The 20,462-nt window shown below is 52.9% G+C and carries 20 protein-coding genes; 3 read left to right on the top strand and 17 right to left on the bottom strand.

The features are described from left to right. Positions 1-8: 8 nt before the first annotated feature. The 14 genes from HEQ34_RS04195 to HEQ34_RS04130 form a co-directional block, all read right to left on the bottom strand. Positions 9-500 (bottom strand): prepilin peptidase, encoded by a 492-nt coding sequence (locus HEQ34_RS04195; protein WP_296197823.1) that lies wholly within the window; start codon positions 498-500, stop codon positions 9-11. Continuing rightward, a complete protein-coding gene (locus HEQ34_RS04190; protein ID WP_296197821.1) occupies positions 497-1,342 on the bottom strand; it encodes a hypothetical protein in 846 nt (281 codons plus the stop codon). The genes HEQ34_RS04195 and HEQ34_RS04190 overlap by 4 nt, the downstream gene beginning before the upstream one ends. A 7-nt stretch (positions 1,343-1,349) precedes the next feature. Further along, a complete protein-coding gene (locus tag HEQ34_RS04185) occupies positions 1,350-2,390 on the bottom strand; it encodes a hypothetical protein (protein WP_296197819.1) in 1,041 nt (346 codons plus the stop codon). A gap of 4 nt (positions 2,391-2,394) precedes the next feature. After that, positions 2,395-3,339 (bottom strand): type II secretion system F family protein, encoded by a 945-nt coding sequence (locus HEQ34_RS04180; protein WP_296197817.1) that lies wholly within the window; start codon positions 3,337-3,339, stop codon positions 2,395-2,397. A 31-nt stretch (positions 3,340-3,370) separates the two neighbouring features. Then, positions 3,371-4,372 (bottom strand): type II secretion system F family protein, encoded by a 1,002-nt coding sequence (locus HEQ34_RS04175; protein WP_296197814.1) that lies wholly within the window; start codon positions 4,370-4,372, stop codon positions 3,371-3,373. After that, positions 4,372-5,727 (bottom strand): CpaF family protein, encoded by a 1,356-nt coding sequence (locus HEQ34_RS04170; RefSeq protein ID WP_296197812.1) that lies wholly within the window; start codon positions 5,725-5,727, stop codon positions 4,372-4,374. Before HEQ34_RS04170 ends, HEQ34_RS04175 begins: the two co-directional genes overlap by 1 nt. A 3-nt stretch (positions 5,728-5,730) precedes the next feature. Then, positions 5,731-6,840 (bottom strand): AAA family ATPase, encoded by a 1,110-nt coding sequence (locus HEQ34_RS04165; RefSeq protein WP_296197810.1) that lies wholly within the window; start codon positions 6,838-6,840, stop codon positions 5,731-5,733. Between the two features lie 89 nt (positions 6,841-6,929). Further along, positions 6,930-7,559, bottom strand: coding sequence for a TadE/TadG family type IV pilus assembly protein (locus tag HEQ34_RS04160; RefSeq protein ID WP_296197807.1), 630 nt, complete (start codon positions 7,557-7,559; stop codon positions 6,930-6,932). Next, a complete protein-coding gene (locus HEQ34_RS04155; RefSeq protein WP_296197804.1) occupies positions 7,559-8,053 on the bottom strand; it encodes a TadE/TadG family type IV pilus assembly protein in 495 nt (164 codons plus the stop codon). Before HEQ34_RS04155 ends, HEQ34_RS04160 begins: the two co-directional genes overlap by 1 nt. A gap of 2 nt (positions 8,054-8,055) precedes the next feature. Continuing rightward, the gene (locus HEQ34_RS04150; RefSeq protein WP_296197801.1) at positions 8,056-9,237 is read right to left on the bottom strand and encodes a TadE/TadG family type IV pilus assembly protein; all 1,182 of its coding nucleotides are present in this window, start codon (positions 9,235-9,237) and stop codon (positions 8,056-8,058) included. Between the two features lie 20 nt (positions 9,238-9,257). Next, the gene (locus HEQ34_RS04145; protein ID WP_296197799.1) at positions 9,258-9,530 is read right to left on the bottom strand and encodes a hypothetical protein; all 273 of its coding nucleotides are present in this window, start codon (positions 9,528-9,530) and stop codon (positions 9,258-9,260) included. Then, the gene (locus HEQ34_RS04140) at positions 9,520-10,956 is read right to left on the bottom strand and encodes a type II and III secretion system protein family protein (RefSeq protein WP_296197797.1); all 1,437 of its coding nucleotides are present in this window, start codon (positions 10,954-10,956) and stop codon (positions 9,520-9,522) included. The genes HEQ34_RS04145 and HEQ34_RS04140 overlap by 11 nt, the downstream gene beginning before the upstream one ends. A gap of 4 nt (positions 10,957-10,960) precedes the next feature. Then, on the bottom strand, positions 10,961-11,917 hold the full coding sequence (gene cpaB / locus HEQ34_RS04135; protein WP_296197795.1) for a Flp pilus assembly protein CpaB: 957 nt from the start codon (positions 11,915-11,917) through the stop codon (positions 10,961-10,963). A 75-nt stretch (positions 11,918-11,992) separates the two neighbouring features. After that, complete coding sequence (locus HEQ34_RS04130) at positions 11,993-12,181, bottom strand: Flp family type IVb pilin (RefSeq protein WP_296197792.1); 189 nt, start codon at positions 12,179-12,181, stop codon at positions 11,993-11,995. A 454-nt stretch (positions 12,182-12,635) separates the two neighbouring features. On the opposite strand from HEQ34_RS04130, the gene HEQ34_RS04125 reads away from it, so the two are divergent. Continuing rightward, positions 12,636-13,904: an O-antigen ligase family protein gene (locus HEQ34_RS04125; protein WP_296197790.1), complete on the top strand. Its 1,269-nt coding sequence runs from the start codon at positions 12,636-12,638 to the stop codon at positions 13,902-13,904. Here the strand turns inward: HEQ34_RS04125 and HEQ34_RS04120 are convergent. Together HEQ34_RS04120 and HEQ34_RS04115 are read right to left on the bottom strand one after the other, a co-directional pair. Continuing rightward, positions 13,867-14,664 (bottom strand): DUF2569 domain-containing protein, encoded by a 798-nt coding sequence (locus HEQ34_RS04120; RefSeq protein WP_296197787.1) that lies wholly within the window; start codon positions 14,662-14,664, stop codon positions 13,867-13,869. The genes HEQ34_RS04125 and HEQ34_RS04120 overlap by 38 nt on opposite strands. After that, entirely contained in the window at positions 14,661-14,840 is a 180-nt protein-coding gene (locus HEQ34_RS04115) for a hypothetical protein (RefSeq protein WP_296197784.1), read from the bottom strand. Before HEQ34_RS04115 ends, HEQ34_RS04120 begins: the two co-directional genes overlap by 4 nt. Positions 14,841-15,043: 203 nt before the next feature. Between HEQ34_RS04115 and HEQ34_RS04110 the strand changes: the two genes are divergently transcribed. Next, the gene (locus HEQ34_RS04110) at positions 15,044-17,182 is read left to right on the top strand and encodes an EAL domain-containing protein (protein ID WP_296197781.1); all 2,139 of its coding nucleotides are present in this window, start codon (positions 15,044-15,046) and stop codon (positions 17,180-17,182) included. Continuing rightward, on the top strand, positions 17,179-19,683 hold the full coding sequence (locus HEQ34_RS04105; RefSeq protein WP_296197778.1) for an ATP-binding protein: 2,505 nt from the start codon (positions 17,179-17,181) through the stop codon (positions 19,681-19,683). The genes HEQ34_RS04110 and HEQ34_RS04105 overlap by 4 nt, the downstream gene beginning before the upstream one ends. Positions 19,684-19,718: 35 nt before the next feature. On the opposite strand, the gene HEQ34_RS04100 is transcribed toward HEQ34_RS04105, so the two are convergent. Next, positions 19,719-20,441, bottom strand: coding sequence for a polysaccharide biosynthesis/export family protein (locus HEQ34_RS04100; protein WP_296197773.1), 723 nt, complete (start codon positions 20,439-20,441; stop codon positions 19,719-19,721). Between the last annotated feature and the right edge of the window lie 21 nt (positions 20,442-20,462).

Below are 20,462 nucleotides of genomic sequence, written 5' to 3'. Positions count from 1 at the left end.
TTTTAGGGTCAGGGCCACTTAGGCAGATTGGCAAATATTGCGGGCCAGCCAACAAAGGCGGCGGCGATCACACCGCCGGCGGCGATGGCAACGCCATAAGGAATGCGGCGGTCCTCCTTAGGCACATTTTTACGGAGGCCCGTCATACGCGCGACGATAAAGCCCACGGCAAGCACTGCACCGGCAATCGTCGTGAAAAACAACAATATCGCGGCGCCGTTCAACGCGAACCACAAGGCGGTTGCTGCGTATAGCTTTGCATCTCCACCACCGATCCACCCCCTACTGAACAGAAACATGCCCACAATCAGGGCGATCCCAAAATGCGCGATATTGCTCCAAGGAACCGTTGCGTTTGAATCTATGATTTGAGCTACACCAAAAAGCAGCATTAAGACGCCTGGCAGCGCGTTAGGTATGCGATATGCCCGTAAATCGGAAATGGCTGCGGCAAAAAGAGTGGCCACCCAAATGGCGATAAAGCCAAACGTAACAGTCATTTAGTGGCACCCCCAATTACTTGTTTTACTTCGGACCAGACGGCTTCGTCAAACCGATCTAGCATGAGGATGGCACGGGAGAACAAAGCAGTCGCCTGAAGCTTACGAGATGCGGATTTTGCACCTTGGGCATATTGGAGCAGTTTGGCGCTCCAATCGGCATCGCTTTCCCCTTTTTCACGCACTGGTGCAAAGCCAGCAATGCCGGCAACGAAATTTCGATTGGCCGAAATTGCACGATTTAGCGGACTTTTTTCGGCAGCGCGGCTCAAGGCGTGCAAGGCAGCATCCACGGCACCATCCTGCAACGCCGCGAGGGCGTCGTTATTCATCAACTGCGCATTTTCGGGTTCGAGCAACATAGCCGCTCCAAATGCATCACGCGCGGCCATTGTCTCGCCTTTTCCAAGGAACGCCAGACCAAGCAAATTCCACGCCCCCGCGTCGTCGGAACAATTTTTAGTCGCTCTGGCTAAAGCGACTATGGCGTCATCAAAAGCCTGTTGATTAGCAGCCACCCATCCCATGGCGGAATCGATGCGGCAGATGTTTCGTTCACGGTTTTCAATACGCGACAAGGCCATAGATGCCGATGCCACGTCCATATGGGCAATGTGGAACTCGGCCTTTAACAGGCGAAGGTCATCAGCAAAAGCGCTAGAACCAGATCGCTCTAGCAAGGCGATCATCTGCCCCGCTTGGGTCAACCTGCCCTCACGGATTGCGACATCCACCTGCTGCAAATAGTGCACCTGCGCACGCAAAGCGGGCTCATCGGACTGCGCACGAAGTCCAGCCGCCGCAGTGAGCGCCAGAAAAAGTCCAAGAATAAGTTGTTTCATAATGACGTCAGGTGCCAACAGAACCCGTGCTGTCGGCAAAGAATATATAAGCAAATTCAGGCACGTGTACGCCATGCGTTTTCGACGCGACCGCCACCTTCTTCTTTAACGTCGCACGCTCAACCGCCGCCATGATCACGATATTTTCATCCCCCTGGTAACGGCTAGCGGCTTGTTCCGCGTTCATATATGCGGGCAACCACAATGCTATCCGGTCGCCGAAGCTATCAAAGCTCCGCTTTGGCTGCTGGCCCTGTGGAAGGTTTGTTGCCAGGGTAATCAATCGCACTTCGTTCAAAGATACCCGTTCCAACCGAGCACCTGCACGGATGTCTGGCTGGAGATAAGGGATCGGGCGCTCCGAAGGGCGCACGGGTGGCTTGACCGGCGGAACCGGCACAAAAGTCCGCAAAACAACATTTTTGTCAGCCTTATCCATTGCCACATCAGCCGACGCCACGGCAAAACGCGCCGACAATATCCCGCGTTTTGCCAAAATTTCCTGCGTTGGTGTGTCGCTTAATGCCTCAGATTTTATCTGTGCTGCGGCCGGCAACGGCAATATAGGGACATCTTCGAAAACGACGCTAAGCTGATCGAGATTGTTTGCCGTAACTGCCACGGGCTCTCGCGCGGGACCGATGGGCGAGGCAACGGCTTGTTGAGCCGCGAACCCTTCTTTGCCTTGAAGCTTAGCAAGATTAGCCTGCACTTTGACGTTCAGGGGATCATTTGCCAGCGCGAATTCAAAATAACGCTGCGCCAGATCATTGCGCCCGATGCGACCATAAGCCACTGCCAAACCGTTATATGCTTCTGCACTGTCGGGGTTTAATCGAATTTCTGCACGAAAAGATTCAACTGCCAAGGCTTCGAGGCCAGCGGCCAATTGCGCCCTGCCCCGTTGCAACATTGACGTGCTTTCGACAATTTGCGCTGACGGTGCCGACAACCGATATTCCGGCTGGGCATTCTGCTGGGTGGCGCATCCTCCCACTGTAAGGGTTGCGCATCCACCCAAAACACATCTCGCAAATGAAATATGCATTTTCCTACCCCCCACTCATCGCTGGCAACATTTCGCGGACTAGACGAATAATCGCGGGCAACATCAGAACACCAATCATTACGGGCAGCATGCAGGCCACAAGAGGTACCGACAAGAGCACTGGCAAACGGTGCGCCTTTTCCTCTGCGCGCATCCGACGTTTTTCGCGCATTTCCGAAGCGTAGACGCGCAACGTCTCGCCAATGCTCGAACCCAATTTATCGGATTGGATGAGCAACGTCGCAAATGAACGGATTTCGGTGACTTGAGTCCTAGTTGCCATGTTCCGCAATGCTTCTTCGCGGGTAGAACCGGCGCGCAATTCTAGTGTGACGATAGATAACATCTCGGCCACCAATGGATGCGAATTTTGCATCTCCCGACCTACACGGTCAAATGCAGCCTCCATACCCAGGCCGGCCTCCACGCATACCAGCATCAGGTCGAGGCTATCGGGAAAACCATTGACGATAGCCTCCCGGCGACGATCGGCCTTTGCTGAAATGAATAGGTTCGGGGCATAAAGGCCAAATATCGCGAGTGCCACGCCAAACAGATACAGTTTGAACGGCGAAACCTCCGTGCCTCCTAAGAAAATGACGCTTACAAATATCGTCGGCAATACCACCAGCATTCCAAGACGAACTGCCGTGAAGACCTTCGGTGCGAGTGGAGAATTATATCCGGCAGCAACTAAACGGGCACGCAGGCTATCGCCCTGGGTATCGACCAGCGAAATCCCTGATTTTTCAATAATCGCGGTAAGCTTATGCCACCCCTTAGCCATAGTATCGCCGCGAAGACTGGCAGAGGCCGTTAGTCGACTTTGCTGCCCGCGCACTTCGTCTAATCGCGACCGAGTTGCCGCACGCCGCGCATACGCATTGGACATTAAAATGACGATTGCCATCACGATGACAAACACCAAGGCAAGCAACGCAAACCGCATAGGCCCGTTCAGAGAGAGTCCGCCTAACATTTCAGACCTTCAAATCTATCATGCGGCGAATAGTGAAAAAGCCGATGAAGTATAAAACTACCAGCCCCAGAAATCCCGGAACAAATATCGGATCTTGCGCAACGTCGAGATAAAATGAGGGATTTAGCAGAAACAGTCCCGAGATGGTCAAAAGCGGCAGCGCAGTCAAAACCAGAGCTGTCATCCGGCCCTCTGAACTCAGCGCACGGACTTTCATATACATGCTCGCGCGTTCACGGATGACAGAAGACAAATTTGCAAGGATTTCAGCAAGATTGCCGCCTGTTTCATTTTGTACGGACAAGGACACGACAAACATCTGGATATCTTCCAGTCCCCAACGATCCGCCATGGATTGGAGGGCATCACGCACATCTGCGCCATAGGCCACTTCATCAAGCACAAGACCAAATTCAGAGCCCAGCGGGTCTTCCATTTCTTTGGTAAGCAAATCTAACGCCGACGACACCGGGTGACCCGACCGCAATCCTCGAATAAATATGTCGAGAGCAACGGGAAATTGCTCCTGCATTTTCTGCCGACGCTTCGACGCTATCCGCGATAAAATGACCAAAGGAATGCCAAGCCCAATCGCAAGACCAACGACCAAAGCCAATTGAACACTGCCAAAATTGATCGCGTAGCCCGCGATTGCCGCGCCGATGATCACGATTACGGTGACCAACGCCGAACCCAGTGCCATAGCCAACATGATCTGATGCGCAGGCATTGCGACGCCGCTCGCTATCACCGACTGTTGAATATTCGCAAGCGCCTTACCAATAAACCCGTTGCCGCTGGCAAATTCAAGTGGTTGTGACTTGCGCAATTTCGACGACACCAGTTCCCGGTCCATTCCGCCTTCGATCATTCGCAAGCGCTTATTAATGGCACGGGTTTCTGACGAGCGGCGTCGCACTGCTGAAATGGCCAACTCGGCAAGAAGAAACACCGCCACAAATAAAAGGATAAGGATGACAAGTCTGGCGATCATCGGGTTCATTAGGCTATCACCCGATCCGGACGGAAGAGATCCGGGGACAGATTAATCCCGTGCGCGGCCAACTCATCCATCATTTTTGGCCTGATACCCGTCGCTTCAAAATGCCCGATTACCAGATTATTCTCGTCCCGGCCCATCATCTTGAACCGAAAAATTTCTTGCATGGTAACGACCTCGCCTTCCATCCCAACGATTTCGGAGAGGCTTAGGAGCCGACGGCGTCCGTCGGAAAGCCGACCAATTTGGACAACCACATGGAGCGCTGAGGCGATTTGCGCACGCGCCGATCGGGGCGAGATATCAATGCCGCTCATGCCGATCATCTGCTCAAGACGCGACAGCGCATCACGCGGAGTGTTTGCATGGACCGTGGTCATCGACCCATCATGGCCAGTGTTCATGGCTTGTAACATGTCAAAGGCTTCACCGGCGCGTACCTCGCCAACGATGATGCGATCTGGACGCATACGAAGCGCGTTTTTAACCAGATCGCGCTGACCGATTTCGCCCTTGCCTTCTATATTGGGCGGCCGTGTTTCCAGACGGGCAACGTGCCTCTGTTGAAGCTGGAGTTCGGCGGAATCTTCAATTGTCACAACCCGTTCACGTTCGTCGATAAATGACGACATCGCATTCAACAAAGTGGTTTTGCCGGAACCAGTTCCCCCTGAAATCAGGACATTGCGCCGTGCTCGGACGATACCCCCTAAAACCTCGGCGATTTCCGGCGGGACACTCCCATATTCCGCTAATTTTGCCATGCTGATGGGGATTTTTGCGAACTTACGAATGGACAGCAATGAGCCATCAACCGCGAGCGGTGGCACAATAGCATTCACCCGCGAACCATCGGGCAACCGAGCATCTACAAATGGCGAGGATTCATCAACGCGTCGTCCGACTGCGCTCACAATCTTTTGGATGATACGCAATAAGTGGCGTTCATCTTTAAATCGCGTTTCTACACGCTCAAGAACACCGCCGCGTTCAACGAACACGGTGTCATGTCCATTTACCAAAATATCGGTAATCGACGGATCTTGCAGCAACGGTTCAAGCGGCCCGAGCCCCAACAATTCGTCCAATATATCGGCGACGAGGCGTTTGCGTTCCTCTTGGTTCAATGCATGTTTTTGAAGGGCGAGCTGTTCATGCACAAGCTCACCAATTTCGGTCTCAATCTGGGGCCTGGTCATTTTTTCTAATGCGGACAAATTGATGAGGTCCAGCAAACGACGATGCAGCTCTACTTTCAGATTGATGTAATCAAGCGTATCGCTTTGAACATCATTGGCGACTAAGACGCCAGATGCACTTGGCACCGCAAGTTCATCGCCTGTTCGTATCTGCCACATCGCCTAGACCTCCAACCCGAGACGTGGAAGAAACGCAGCGATGTCGGAAACGATTTTGCTTTTCGCACGGATATGTTGAATCAAAACGCCTTGGTCGTGCGCCGCACGCACCAACGGATGGTCGTTATGGATACTCAATTCCACCGGGTGACCTAGTGCCAAAGACGCAGATTCAAGATCGATGGTGCGAAACATGCGTTTTTCCACGCGGTTGGCCACGACATGAACATGAGAACCGCTAATGCCTTGGCTGTTCAGCAGCTGAAGCTGCCGTTTCGCCTGGCGCAGGCTTCCGACGGACAATTCAACAATTAAGAATATCGCCGTGGAACGGGCCACCAGAGACAAGGCCCAATTGGTCCAATTGGTCGGCAGATCAAGGACGACATAGTCATATTGCTGGCGCGCGAGATCGATAATCCGCAGGATCTGGTCGGCGTTGACGGCCTCAATTGGCATCATATCAACAGGCGCCGCTATGACGTGCAGTCCTCCGTCGGTTATTGTGGCAACCGAGCGAAGCAAATCGCCATCAATGCGTGCACCGGCGTCTAACAAATTTGCAATGGTCAGTTCGTTTGATAGGCCCAAATAAGACGCCGCGTCGCCAAATTGCAGATCCAGGTCAAAGACGCACACACCACGGCCGGTGTTCCGCGCAGCCAGTTCACTGCCCAGATGCGTAGCAATCGTCGTTGCGCCAACACCGCCGATACTTTTTATGATCGTTACCAGCTGTCCCAATGCACTCTCAGGAGAGGACACCGCCCGCAATTCTGTCGAGATTTCCTGCAATATTTCGATTATTTCGGCATGCGGCAATGGTAAGCCGACGACATCACGTACACCTTGCTTCAGCAACGAACGCACGAGCGGCAGATTGGCATCGCGAACTGCCGCAATTATCGGAAGATCAGGATAAAGCGCGCGCACTGCGGACAGGCGATCCAATGAAGCTGCGCTGGCAGGCGACACTTCCAAAACCAGTATGCTGGCATTCGCAAGGTCTTCCGAAGGGATTTCGGCGTCTAATGGTAAGGTTTGGACAAGAATTGGTAATGTACCAAATTCCACAGTATCAAGATGCGCCGCAACCATTTCGGCCTCGGACATTATAAGGAGCACAGAATGTGGATGGAGGTCCAAAGCCCATTCCTCCTTTAAAGTTTGAAGTTGATTGAGATAGCCCATGGTCATGTTACCTAATTAGACACCGAACCGGTGCCATCTTCTAAAGTCAGGGACGATGCGAACCCCTCTTTATCAATCACGCCACCGAAGAGTTGCCCCACGATGGACTCGAATTCCATATCCCGGATACGCACCGTTATAATTGGCGCTACATCAGGCCCATATGGGTTGCCTGCGAAGCCTAGCCCCGAATAATCATAGTCAATGACCACATTGGCAGGCGTTATCCGCCCTTCCATTCGGCGCATTCGGGTTACGATATTGTTAAAGGCCGTGGCGTTTGAAGTGAGCGGAAAACCGCACGTCCCTTTGCAAGTGCAGTTGGCAGTGGTCGCCGTGCCGGTGCAACGCACACCCGGAAAGAGCGCAGAACTTACAGAATAACCCTGCGCAACATTGGCTTGTGTAGCAAAATCATAACCCGCCAGCCCCGAAGGCACAATATCCGTCACCGCGGCAAAACGCACACCCATTTGGGTTGCCTTTTCCGCCCTATTCCATTCCCACATTAACCGGCCAACATCAATGATACCAAAAATGAACAGCAGCAACAGCGGCAGAACCAGCGCAAACTCGGCTGCACTCGCCGCTGTTTGGTTCCTTGCGACCCGGCGGCATAGATGAAATACCCGGTTGACCATCAAAACCCCATCGCCGCCGCTTGCGCATTAGCCTGCAAGTTCAATGTGGCTGTCGTAAAGCCAAGATTGTTGAATAACGCGTTGTAGGACACGGTCGCTGTCACGTTGACCACAGGAGCCCCAGCGGGGCTGTTCACATAAATGCCGGTCTTGGTCGTGGCGCTGCAATGGCCGGTGATGGTGATTGTCGCAGCGCCATCAGTCCACCCGGCAATACGCGGTGTCCCACCCGAAACGCGCCCGGTTCGTATCACATTGCGGGTTTCGCTCACAACCGCAGTGCTCGGCGCGCAGCCGGCAAATTCGGACAGCGGCTTACGCCCCGCAAAGCGGACGCCATCACGAACGGCGTTTTCCACGATATGCTGGTTCCAGAAAAAATTACCGGCCTCAAAAATACCGAACATGATGATGATCAGCAACGGCGTCACTAACGCCATTTCGGCGCCAGCAGAACCTTGTTTACAAGATATCAAGGCACGGACGGTCTTCATGGTCATTCAATTAAATATGGTACGTCGCGACGTCCGGAGGCTGCCGAGCTGCTCTCGCCAATGACCTCGACATAAAAACGCAGCGGATCCTTCTTAGAATTACCGTTCCCCGACATTTCTTCGGTTATGAACACATCCAGCCATAATGTCGGCGTTACGGGGGTTCCCGAACTGCCGCTGCCAAATGCGCCAAATGGAATAACGGCGACGGTCAATCGGCGGCGATCATTGCCAATGTCATAATTTGAACCAACGGCGGCTTTATATCGTTCGTAACGCGTCTCTTTCATGCTGACATTCTGTCCGGGCCACGCGCCATCCCCAATAACCGTTGTGCAAGGCGCTACTGGCTTTTTGGGCGTGAAATTTGTGGCATGGCATGAATCACGCGGATAGGATGTCTGAACCAATGCGGCGCTGCATGTTCCGCCATTGGGGCAATTTCCCTTTCCGCCAAAACGGCTGTTGAAGCCTTTCTCAACCGCCGCAATCACGCCGGTTTGGATCGAAACAGATGCCGTGCGCTGGCACATCCCTTGCTGATCATCCCACGCCATCGCCTGTTGAACGGCGTTTCCACCGCCTTTACCATTATCGAGATAACCAAACTGGCTTGCGTCCTCCGCGCCCAAGAGCAAAACACCCGTACCTTTTTTAAGTCGGGACAGATCTTCGCTTGCCGGATCAAACGCCATGTACAGCGGTGGAACGTTGCAAATAGACGTTTCAAGACCCGCCAGTGCGCTTGCAGGCAGGTTACCGGACCCGAAAAGACCGACAATTGGGGTGAGTGCAAAACGAACGCTTCTTGGGGTAACGCTAACGCGCACACGGTCGGCATTGGCGTCGGATGTGGCCAAGATATTAGCGTCGGTAAGGAATTCAACGGTCGGAATGTTAACGGTTCTTCCCAACCCATCGTTCGAAAGCCGGGTATCATTCAATACTAAGGACTGCGCGGCAGTTGTGGCGCGCGCGCGCGCGCCAGGAAGGCCATCCAACTGCGTTACTCCCGCCAGAGCGGCCTGATCAGCGGCGTTTTGCAATTCGGTGTCAAGCGTCGCCATACGCGCATAGTCAAACGCAATGCCGCCAACGGCGATCAGGCCAAAAAGTGATAACGCAACGGTTACTGCGACCGCCGCCGATTCATCTTTTTTCAAGCGCCATAATAACCGCAACACGCTGCATTCTCCTTACCCACTTAATTGGATTGCGCACCGGAACCACTGCCTGAACCACCGGTAGTCGTTTTCACGCTAACGGGTTTTTTGACCGTTCCCTTACGATAGCGGTCTTGTGCAGCGGCGGTCTGCGCGCCGTTGGCGACTTGGGGGCCTTCATAACTTGGATCGGGGTCGACCACCTGCATGGCGTAATTGGCGCGGGCGGCATTGCCGAGGCCGATGTCGTTGGGCGTACAGGCCGTAACCATCAGGGCGAGTGCAACACCTGCGATGATGCGCTTAATAGTCATAGCCATCTACCTTTTTTGTTGTGGTCGACATGCTGCCTTCTGGCGGTGGTGCATTGGGATCAAGCGGGTTGACGCCCATGGCTTTGTCCGTGCGCCCCAATAGAAACAGCTCACCCTCATTTGGGTTCTGCACGCGGTCGGTGGGCAGTTGAATCTGGCTTGCCTTCACCGGTTGCACAATGCGCGGCGTAACAACAATCACCAGTTCGGTTTCGCCCTTGTTAAAGCCGGTTGACCGGAACAAAGCGCCAATGATGGGGATTGATCCCAATAATGGCACTTGACGCACGGTGGTCGCGAAATCCTTGCGGATCAGGCCAGCCAAGGCGAAGGATTCCCCATCCCGCAATTCCAACACCGTATTGGCGCGGCGGGTTTGCAATCCTGGGATCGTAAGGCCGTTTACAGTGATGGATGCGCTCGGGTCGATTGAGCTGACCTCTGGTTCCACCTGAAGATTGATGATGCCGTCGGCCAATATGGTCGGGGTAAAGGCCAGGCTGACGCCGAACGGCTTAAACTCGACCGTAATGCCGCCTGAGTCTCCGCCACCACTGCTTTGCTGCACCGGCACAGGAAATTCGCCACCGGCAAGAAATGATGCCGTCTCACCCGAAAGCGCGATCAACGTTGGTTCAGCCAGCGTCTTTACCAGCCCCTTGCGTTCCAGCGCGTCAAGCGTAGCGTTTATGTTCAGCCCCAATGCGCCAAACGTTTTGCGGAACACGCCAAAGCTGCCGGTGATGGAATCGAGGCGCAATATCCCCTGCCCAGTTTCCGGATCGGTCGTCAGGCCAGCGCCATTTCCCGTTGCCGAACCAAAGGTTCCACCATCGCCGCTCGTAAATCCGCTAAAGCCGATTTGCTTGCCCGTCTGGCGATTAATTTCGGAAAAGCGCACCTCCAGCATCACCTGCTGGCTTGCGCCTACCGACATCATGTTGATGACCTTGTCACCAGCATAGCTTTGCGCGAGTTGCATGGCGCGGTCGACGGCAGGGCCGTTGGATACAACGCCCGTCAAAACGACGGCGTCATTCGAAATGCGCGCGCCAATTTGCTCACCGGGGATCAGCTCGGCCATTTGCCGCCGCAGCGAAACAATGTCCGGCCCTACAGCGACATCGACCACCGAGATAACGATATTGTTACGGTCATAAATCGTCAGGCTGGTCGTGCCCATTTTCTTACCCAGCACATAAAGTGATCGGTTGGTAACAGGAACAATATCGGCGATTTCGTCATTGCCAACCATCGCTTTGGAAAAGGGACGGTCTACGGTCACAACTTGGCTTTTGTGCAATGGGACATCCAACTGCCCCGCAAGCAGGCCAGCGTCAGATGATGTGGAATAGCCCTGCGCCAGTGCGGCGGGGGGCGTGACCAGTGCAAGCAATGCTGCGGTCAGGAAATATGCCTTTTTCATGCGCTTAAAATCCCCCCTGGCGCGTGACGTCGTAACTTGTGCTGGTCGTCCCACGCACGATTTCGACGCCAACCGAATTGGCTGGCCGTGGCCTAACTGCTGCTACTGCGCCGCGTCGCATGGCGGCCACAGGCTGGGATGGATAAGGGAACGGATTGGCGGTAAATGCAGGCGGCGCAGTATTGCGCTCTGCGGGTCCAGCATAAAGGCTAGCCCCCGTGTTACCTTGACCCAAATCCCGGGTTCCCACGGTCTGTGACATAAACTCGTCTTGGTTCGCGGCATTGCGCAAGGCCAAAGACAATGTGCCGACCTGCCCCGCAAGCGCCAATTTTTGCGCGCCTTGTTGGTCTACGGTCAATGTTGCCGTCTTACCCACTGTCGGTTCGGTTTTTTTCTCGTTCGGTGATTGGTCGATGGCCAGAACGCCGACATTTTGTAGTAGAATATCCGTGACTGGCTCCACCTCGCCCGCTTCGCCATCAAGCATTGGCGTGCGCGTCAACAGCACATCGACGCGGTCACCGGGAAGGACAAAGCCTGCAACCCCGGCCACATCATTTATGCGCACCGCAACGGCGCGCATATCGGTTTCAAGCAATTCCGAAAGGCTGGCTCTGCCGCCAAAGCCGGTGATCTTGCCCGGCAAAATCGGTTCACCCGGTTCGATGGGACGCAAGACAATGCGGGCCTCACCACCATAAAGCCCCTTGGGCGATTGAAACGCGCCAACAGGCATGGATGTTGCTGGCCAGCTTACCATCCGGATATTTTCCGACGTCAGCGTTGCACCATATTCCAATGGCACCCGCGCAACGGCTATCTGTACCAGGCGCCCTTGTTCCGCAGCAACCTGTTGCTGCTTTTCAGCGCCCGACAAATAGCTATTGGCTATAACAACGGCAATGATGCCGATGAATGCCGCAATCGCGACGATCAGCAAATTACGATTTGCAAGCATTCTGCATTCCGCCCCAATGTTCGTGATAAATAAAAATAGCCCGCCGCACTGTCGCCCAATGCGGCGGGAATTTATTTATGAGCAGGCTGCTGCTGTACCTGTCTTAATGCAGTCACCAGCATCAGTCATTGCATTTCCAATTTCTTGGCCCAATGTTAATGCCCCGGCAACGATAGCGGTACCAACGATCGCGAGGATCAAAGCGTATTCAGCAGCCGAAGCGCCGCTCTCGTCACGCAAAAACGAAGTTACAAATTTAACCATAATAAAACCCCTTATCAAAAACTAAGCAAATTCCCTTTCGGTGTCCGACCGAACAAGATGAGCACTAGGAAAGGGAGACAAACTGGTGCCAAACGCGACCCTGTTATTTTTTTCAAACCAGCGTTGCGTCTGGCCACAATTCGCGTTCGTTTTCCTAGAACACGTAAAAACTCCTCCAAAACGGGCATCATCGTCAACAATTTTAATTTACGCATTGTAAACAACAGTTTACAATTCAGTTTTGTTAACCATGACGTAAAATTGTACTTCTACGGCAATAAAGTGACCGAATCACAATATGTTACTAAAGATATATAACCCTAATGGTTAATGGGCGTCGGTTGTAACATATGGAAAACTACAGGCCTGCACGCACGAATTGTTAACTATGTTCGTGAACTTGAACCGGTAAATAATCAGGCTAGGCGTGCGGCGGATCAGTTTGGGGGAATATATGCATAACGATAATTTTCGGATGCGGATGGGCGTTGCTGCGATACTCGTTGGCCTTTTGCCCGCATGGATGGTGCTGGCCCCGCTCGACATCACCAGTGCCCCCGAAGGCTGGCAAATATTCGTCCGCACCAACGCGTTCGCGGTCCCATTGGTTCAACTGGTTTTTATATTGTCGGCGATGAGCGGGAGCTTTTCTCCGTTCCGCGCGGTGCAGGCACTGCCCTTCATATCCAAATTCGCTTTGGTACTGTGGCTTATACTCGCCATCTTTGTGTCGTTCCAACCCGGAAAAGACTATCTTCTTGCAAGTATCGGCATGGCCAAGCTGATGATTGCCGGTTTGTTTTTTCTGGCGCTCATCGACGTTTTGCGAACGGCGGGGACGCGATTTACGCAAATCATATGGTTGTCCATCGGCGCAGGCACATTGATGTGGACTTTATTGTGGGCCCTCCACATATTCCTCAATTCCCCTCAAGACGGTGAATGGATATCCAGAATACCGGGCGTGAATAATGTTCGGCATATCGGGCATTTTGCCTTTGCTGGCGTGACGGCAGGTCTGGTTTGCCTGATCACGATGCACGACCGGGCGAATATGTGGCTGCGGTGGGTGTTGCCAATATCGTTCGGAGCGGTCAGTTTTGGCCTGTCGTTATGGACCGGATCTCGCGGTCCGTTACTGGCATCGTTGGTGGTGGTGACTGCGACGTTTTTCCTAGCTGCGGGTCATCGCAAATCAATCGTGAAGTTCTTTGCTGCATCGGCGCTGTTGTCCACCGCGATGGTAGCTATATTGCCTCTGCCGCACCCCATTTATGGTATTGCAGAAGCAACAGGCATGGCGGATGTCACCGCGAAAGCTGGCCACGACACAAGCTCAGGCCGGACCGCCCTGTGGTCGGGCACCATAGAAAAGATTAGCCAGAGGCCCCTATTGGGCTGGGGCATCAACCAGTTTCTCAAGTCCGGCCCATCCAAACCCGCCAGCTTTTTCCACCCGCATAATCTGCCGCTGCAAATGCTATTCTCTGGCGGAGTGTTTTCAGTGTTGCTGACATTGCTTATCTGTATTCCGACATTGCGGCGGTGGGGATGGCCTTATACGCAGGGAGAAAGCGCAGCGGGCGTGGGCGCTGTCGTGGGGTTTTTTGTCTATGCGCTTTACGATGGCGCGCTATATTTCAGCTATCCCATCACGATCTTCCTCGTGGCAATAGCCAGCTCTATCAGGCCGGGTTCAGCGCAACACGGCTGCGATAGGTAAGATTTACCCGTTCGGAGAGGATAAGATAGGGCAGCCAAATAGCCATGCTTATCAGCACTTTTTGCATATTGCCCTGAAGCAGGTTTACCAGAGCTTCACCCACGCCGACGGGCAACCCCGCTGTCCCTGCGACAACATGGGCCATGAACAATTGCGCGCTGATGTCAAAGCCCCATACGACAAAGAGAAAGCGCGGGAACCATGGCACGCAGCGCAGCGCCGCCATGAAACATAAAATGTAGAGAAAGTTCATAACGACAACATCAAATGTGGTCACTGCGAACAAGACTTGGCCCCATAATGGCGCATTGCCATTCATAGCGGGCACGGCCGCAAGGAATTCAAGGCTGCGGACGGGGACGTTAAGTAGCATTCCGATCAACAGCGATGCCATCATGCCAGTTGGACCAAATATCGGGTTTGCCCGCGCAACAAGGACGTCCACCGAACGCCATTTACCGATACGCGAAAGACGGATTTCGGGTTGTTGCATTAGCAATCCGCGGGGGAAAAGTTGATCCGCGATCCAATATGCCGCAACCGGGGACAGCCCCAACAGCATATAAGGTAATACCGTTTGAAACAGGCTGGCACCGCTCGTGATGGGGGATGCTGAAAAACTGGTCCGCAATATCCCGGCGACTACAATACAGGCGACCCATCCCATGATTATCTTTGGCATCCCGCCGTCAAGCCAAGCGACTGCCGAAACGCTCTTACGATACAGCTTTGCCTTAAATGTCGCCATAACTGCCCTCATGCCCAGCGTGCTTTCGTTTCAAGTAGACGCAACCAGCTTAGGGAAACAAGATTAAGGGAGTCTTGCATTTTGTTTCTGATTCCAAAAAATTCAATATTTGCAGTTTCGCCTTCGGTTGCCATTTCGTTGCAGGCGCCTAACGCCCGCAAGCTTCCAATTGAAATGATAAGTCGCATTTTTCAGCTCCTTTTTGCATATTTCTGGCAACCGAAGGCTCATGGGAATGTTCCGGATTTGTTGGATATACAGGCTGAAGCGAGCAAGCTGTCAATATTGTCTTCGCAAACCACCCTCCGACACATCTGTCTGAATTGGAATATGACTCAATCGTAAACCCGGCTTTAACCATTTCTTGAGGTTCTCAGCTTAGCGCATTTGCATGCAAGCGCGTATTGTCATTGTGGATGATCGGTCAACGAACCTGCGCGTATACGCGCAATATGTTGCCATGTTGGGTCCGGAGTTTTCCGCAAAGTGCTTTCACAGCGCGATTGATGCTCTAAAATGGCTTGAGACCGAGACGGCTGACCTATTGGTGGTCGATTATCGTATGCCGGAAATGAACGGTGCCGAATTTATTAGCAAAATCCGGTCGCGGACGGTTGGCGCGCATATTCCAGCGATTATCATCACGGCGAGACAAGACCGAGAATGTCGGATCATCGCACTTGACGCAGGTGCCACAGATTTCTTGCAGACACCCGTTACCCACATAGAATTTCGCGATCGCGCTTTATTGCTGATTCATCAGCATCGTCGACAACGTGAACTGAACCGGTTGCTTGAGACCAATCGTGCTTCTGACAACCATGATGACGACGAAAAAAGCGGCAAATCGATGCTTGAGCAAATCATCGACACCACGCCCATTCTCATCAATGCAACGGACCGCAACGGGAAATTCCTCTTCCTAAACTCCTATCAGGCTGCGCTTTTCGAACGTGAGCCCGAGGGACTTGTCGGAAAGTCGATCAGTGACATTATGGAACCGGATTTAGTCGCACGCGAAATGCGCCGGAACAATATCATTCTGGATTCGGGCGTGACCATCCCGAACTTCGAAGAGAAATTTGTCAGCAAGGGCGTCGAGCTCATCTTCCACTGCAACAAATCGCCTTTGTTGAACAAGGATAATCAAGCGATTGGTATCTTGACGACGGGTTTGGACATTACCGCGCGCAAATTTGCCGAGCAACATCGCACACATCTGGCGCTTCATGATATACTCACCGGGTTGCCTAACCGCACGTTATTGGCGCAATGGATGCGTACGGCCATTGACGACAGCAATTCTAGCAAGCGCGGCGCGGCGCTGTTGCTGCTGGATCTGGACCGGTTCAAGGTCATCAACGATACACGGGGCCACCAAACAGGCGATGTCCTTCTGCGGCAGGTCGCCGAGCGTATTATTTCTGTTTTGGATAGTGACGGCTTTGCTGCGCGCATTGGCGGTGACGAATTCGCCATCGTGCTCCAAAATCTGGATGACAATGGCAGCGTTTCAGGCATCTGCACAAGGTTGCTCGCCAAAATTGGTGAGCCCTATACCATCGGCGGCGTTGAGCAGCTTATCAGCGCAAGTATTGGCGTTGCCTTGATCCCCGAAGATGGCTCCTCCCCTGACGAGCTCCTTCGCCTCGCTGACCTTGCGATGTACGAAGCCAAAGCATCAGGCCGGAATTGCTTTTGCTTTTTCTCGCCCAAGATGAACCATATCGCGCAAATGAATGCGAGAATTGAGGCCGACTTGCGCGATGCCTTGAACAATGATCAGCTTTTCCTAGAATATCAGCCAATTGTTGACACACATTCAGGCGACTATGTCGGGCTTGAAGCATTGGTTCGCTGGAACCACCCTGTTCGGGGTCGCTTGACCCCGGCTGATTTTATCAAGGTTGCCAATGACTCAGGCCTTATTGGCCGTGTTGGCGCATGGGTTGTCGAGGCGGCTTGCAAGCAAATCGCAAGCTTCACGAAACAAAATATCGATCTGCCACATATCGCCGTGAACATTTCGCCAAAGCAGTTTCAATATGCGGCAATGTGCACCGAAATACTTAGTCTCGTCGAAAAATACGCCGTACCGAAAGGCAAGCTGGCAATCGAGATTACGGAAGAATTACTCATTGATAATAGCCAGAAAGTGCACGAACAGCTCGCGACCTTACGGGACGCGGGAATCCAGATTTCAATTGATGATTTCGGCACAGGTTATTCATCGCTTCAATATTTGCGCGATTTGCCGGCGACAAGACTGAAGATCGATCAGACTTTCATTTCGCGCATCGAAACATCCGCAACTGACCGCGCCATCGTCTCTACGATCACACATCTTGCGCACGCTCTCGACATGCGGGTGGTGGCAGAGGGCGTCGAGACGGAGGCGCAGTTTACGTTATTGCGGGAAGCAGGCTGCGACGAGGTACAAGGCTTTCTAACGGGACGGCCGCTTTCGGTGCAGGATCTGCACCATCTGTTCAGCAGCGCCAGCACGCAATTCCGGACTGGCACAAGATGAACCACCCACGGAGCCTCATTGGCGACGCATTCACGCCAGAGCAGCAATTGCTGGTCACGCGCATATTGCTTGGTGGCGCGGCCATTTTCGTCAGCTATTTCGGCGCCTTTGATGCGCTGATCATTTGGGCGTTATCCACTTATGTTGGCGCTAACGCCGTTCTTTTTGTCTTGCAAAAACATGGCATTTTGGAACTGGAAAAGCGCTTATCTTTGGCAATGGCCTTCGACATCATTTCGGCTTTTGTGGTGATGTATCATTATCCGGAACAGATGTCCCTTTTCTTCCCTGCTCTGCTGTTGCTGACGTTAAGCACTGGTTTTCGCTTTGGTATAAAATGGCTGTTGTCAGCTGCGGCGCTGTCGACGGTTGCCTTTGGCTGTTTGGTTATGACAACAGATTATTGGCAGCAAAATTATGCGCTGGGCTTGACTCTAACCGTCACATTGCTTGCCATTCCTGCTTATTGCTCGACGCTTATCCGAAGCATTTCAAAGGCAAAAGCGCAGGCGGAATCGGCGAGCAAGGCAAAGAGCTATTTCCTGGCTAGTGTAAGCCATGAACTGAGAACCCCACTGAATGCGATCATCGGTTATGGCAACCATCTGCGTCAGTCCAACATGCCAGCCGGCCAAAAAGACATGGTAGAGGCAAGCGTATTGGCAGGCGAACATCTCCTCCACCTGATTGAACAGCTTATCGACGTCGCCAAAGCAGGCACGGGCAGTACCGAAGTCAAGCGAACCGCCTTCCGACCGACGGACCTCCTCGCCGAGATCAGGGACATCATGACCGTCCAGATCGAAGAAAAGGGCCTCGCGCTGCATCTTCAGGCTGCTCCCATGAGCGATGATATCATCAGCGGGCCCACCAGCGTTATTCGGAACATACTCCTCAATCTCGTCGGGAATGCGATTAAATTTACCGAAGTCGGCTGTATTACAATAAGCTGCGGAATATTGAGCCGGACCGAGAAAAATGCAGTCTGGTTCGCAGTGTCTGACACAGGCATTGGTATTGCTGAATCCGCAAACCAGCGCATTTTCCAGCCCTTTCAGCAGGCAGACGATACAGTTATGAACCGCTTTGGCGGAACTGGCCTAGGGCTTTCCATCTGCAAACAGCTAACCGAACAAGTGGATGGCGACATCAGCCTAAAAAGCCAGATTGGCCAAGGCAGCACATTTCGTATCGAAATTCCTGTTGAGACGCTCGAATATTCCCTCAATCTTAACGACATGCATGCAGGAGCCGACATCAACGTCCTTGCCTTTGGACAAATGTCACCGGACCTGTTGTCGCAGGCACAAGCTATCGAGAATATGCGCCTCCGTCACATAGCCTGCGCGGACAGTTCTGTACTATCTCTTGCCATTGGCAATCTCGACCTACAGCAATTTCAGATTGCCCTGTTGCCAGAGCGCCTCGCCAAGGACATTGCAACAGACGACCAGATATGGACGCAATTTGCCGACGCGGATATCGCGCCAATCTTGGTGTCTAACGAAGAAACATTGGCTTTGGAGCCTATTCAATATCCGAAGCAGTTTACCTCGGTCCTGTCAGCAACGCCCAATATTGCAGAACTTCGAAGCGCCGTAAAAATTGGTTGTTCTTTGGCCCCCAAAATGCGGATGTCGAACGTAGAGCGCGAGAAGCAAACCGAAACGTACACCCCCAAACGCGTTTTGGTGGCCGATGATAATCGGACAAACCGAAACATATTGGCCGCAATCCTTGAGACGGCAGGTCATCATGTATCCATGGCAACCGACGGAGATTCAGCGCTTACTGAACTCGCAAAGGGTGAAACCGATATCCTGCTGCTTGATGTGAATATGCCGCGCTTGAATGGCATTGATGCGTGCATGATGTGGCGACAAAGCGAGGGCGATACTGGGCATTTGCCGATAATTGGCATCACCGCCGACGCCACGGCGGAGACGGAGGCTAAATGCCTACAAGCCGGAATGGACTCGCGGATCACCAAGCCAGTGAATGCGCAGTTACTGCTAAAAACAATTGAAACATATTGCTCGGGTTCAGCCGCAACGTTCATGATGCCTGACATAAAGCCCGCCTGCCGCCAAGATATAGTTGAAGGCATGTCATGCGAAGCAGCCACCCCAATCGATGCCATTGATCGCACGCAAATTCAATATCTGCGCTCAATTGGCGACCAAGCCTTTGTTAACAATATGGTCGAGAGTTTCCTTGAAGATATCAATCAAACGCTTGATCCCGTAAGACGCGCGGTCAAAAACGGCGACATTTCTGAATTCCGCTTTTGCGCCCATGCATTCAAAAGTTCGGGTAACAATATGGGTGCGCACGCCCTATCGCTGCTCTGCGGTCAGCTAGAACAAATTAACGACGCCGATTTTTCCCAACACAAGCATCAATATCTTGCCCAAATCGAGCAAGAGATCATACGCGCTGTGCATATGCTTAAGACAGACGTGTTTACTGACGCAGCCCCCGTTTTGGAAAAAACTGGGTAAGACGCACCAGATGCCGAGCGCGATTGCTTCGCGGATTAATTGGTCTGCAAGATATAGATCAGCGGCGTTAAAAGAGCAGGCGTGACCTGCAGCGCATCCTTGAACAACCTGCGCGCCTGTGAATCACCGACAACGACAACATCATTGGCGAACACTTCTGGGTCATTGTAAACGCCACGGCGGATCGATTTCAGGTTATAAAGCGCCGCCATCTTTTGCCCATTTACCGTTCGGAAAATGACGACATCGTTCAGCTTGGCAAATTCCGAAGTGCCCTTTGCCACCGCCACAGCGCGCATCAGCGTCATTTTGCCAATGACAGGATATAATCCTGGTTCACGCACCTGACCGTCGATGGTGATTACTTGGCTGACCGTTTCTTTCAGATTCACGGTAACCTGGGGATCGCGGACATATTGGCCACGCAGGCGGCCCTCGATTTCCTCTTCCAGCTCACCGGGCGTTTTTCCAGCGGCCTCTATAATACCCGCCAGCGGGAAAGATATCCGCCCACCGGCATCGGTTTGAACTTCCTGCTTGCTCAACTCTTCAATGCCGAAGACATCAATGGTCAATTTATCAAAGGGACCGATGAGATAGGGTCTGTTTTGTTCAAATAAATCAATCCGGGTCGGTTCGGGCAGTACGTCACTGTCAACGACCTTGATATCGGACATACTCCCCACCCCGCCAAGTTGCGAGCTGCCGCAAGCAGAAAGTGCCAATGACAAAGCAAGAAGTGCCAACAGTTTACGCATATGTGATTCCCGAAGAATATG

The sequence above is a fragment of the Sphingorhabdus sp. genome, from assembly GCF_023910635.1.
Taxonomy (GTDB): Bacteria; Pseudomonadota; Alphaproteobacteria; order Sphingomonadales; family Sphingomonadaceae; genus Sphingorhabdus_B.
Note: the sequence above shows the minus strand (reverse complement) of the source record. Positions and strands in the feature narration are given on the sequence as shown.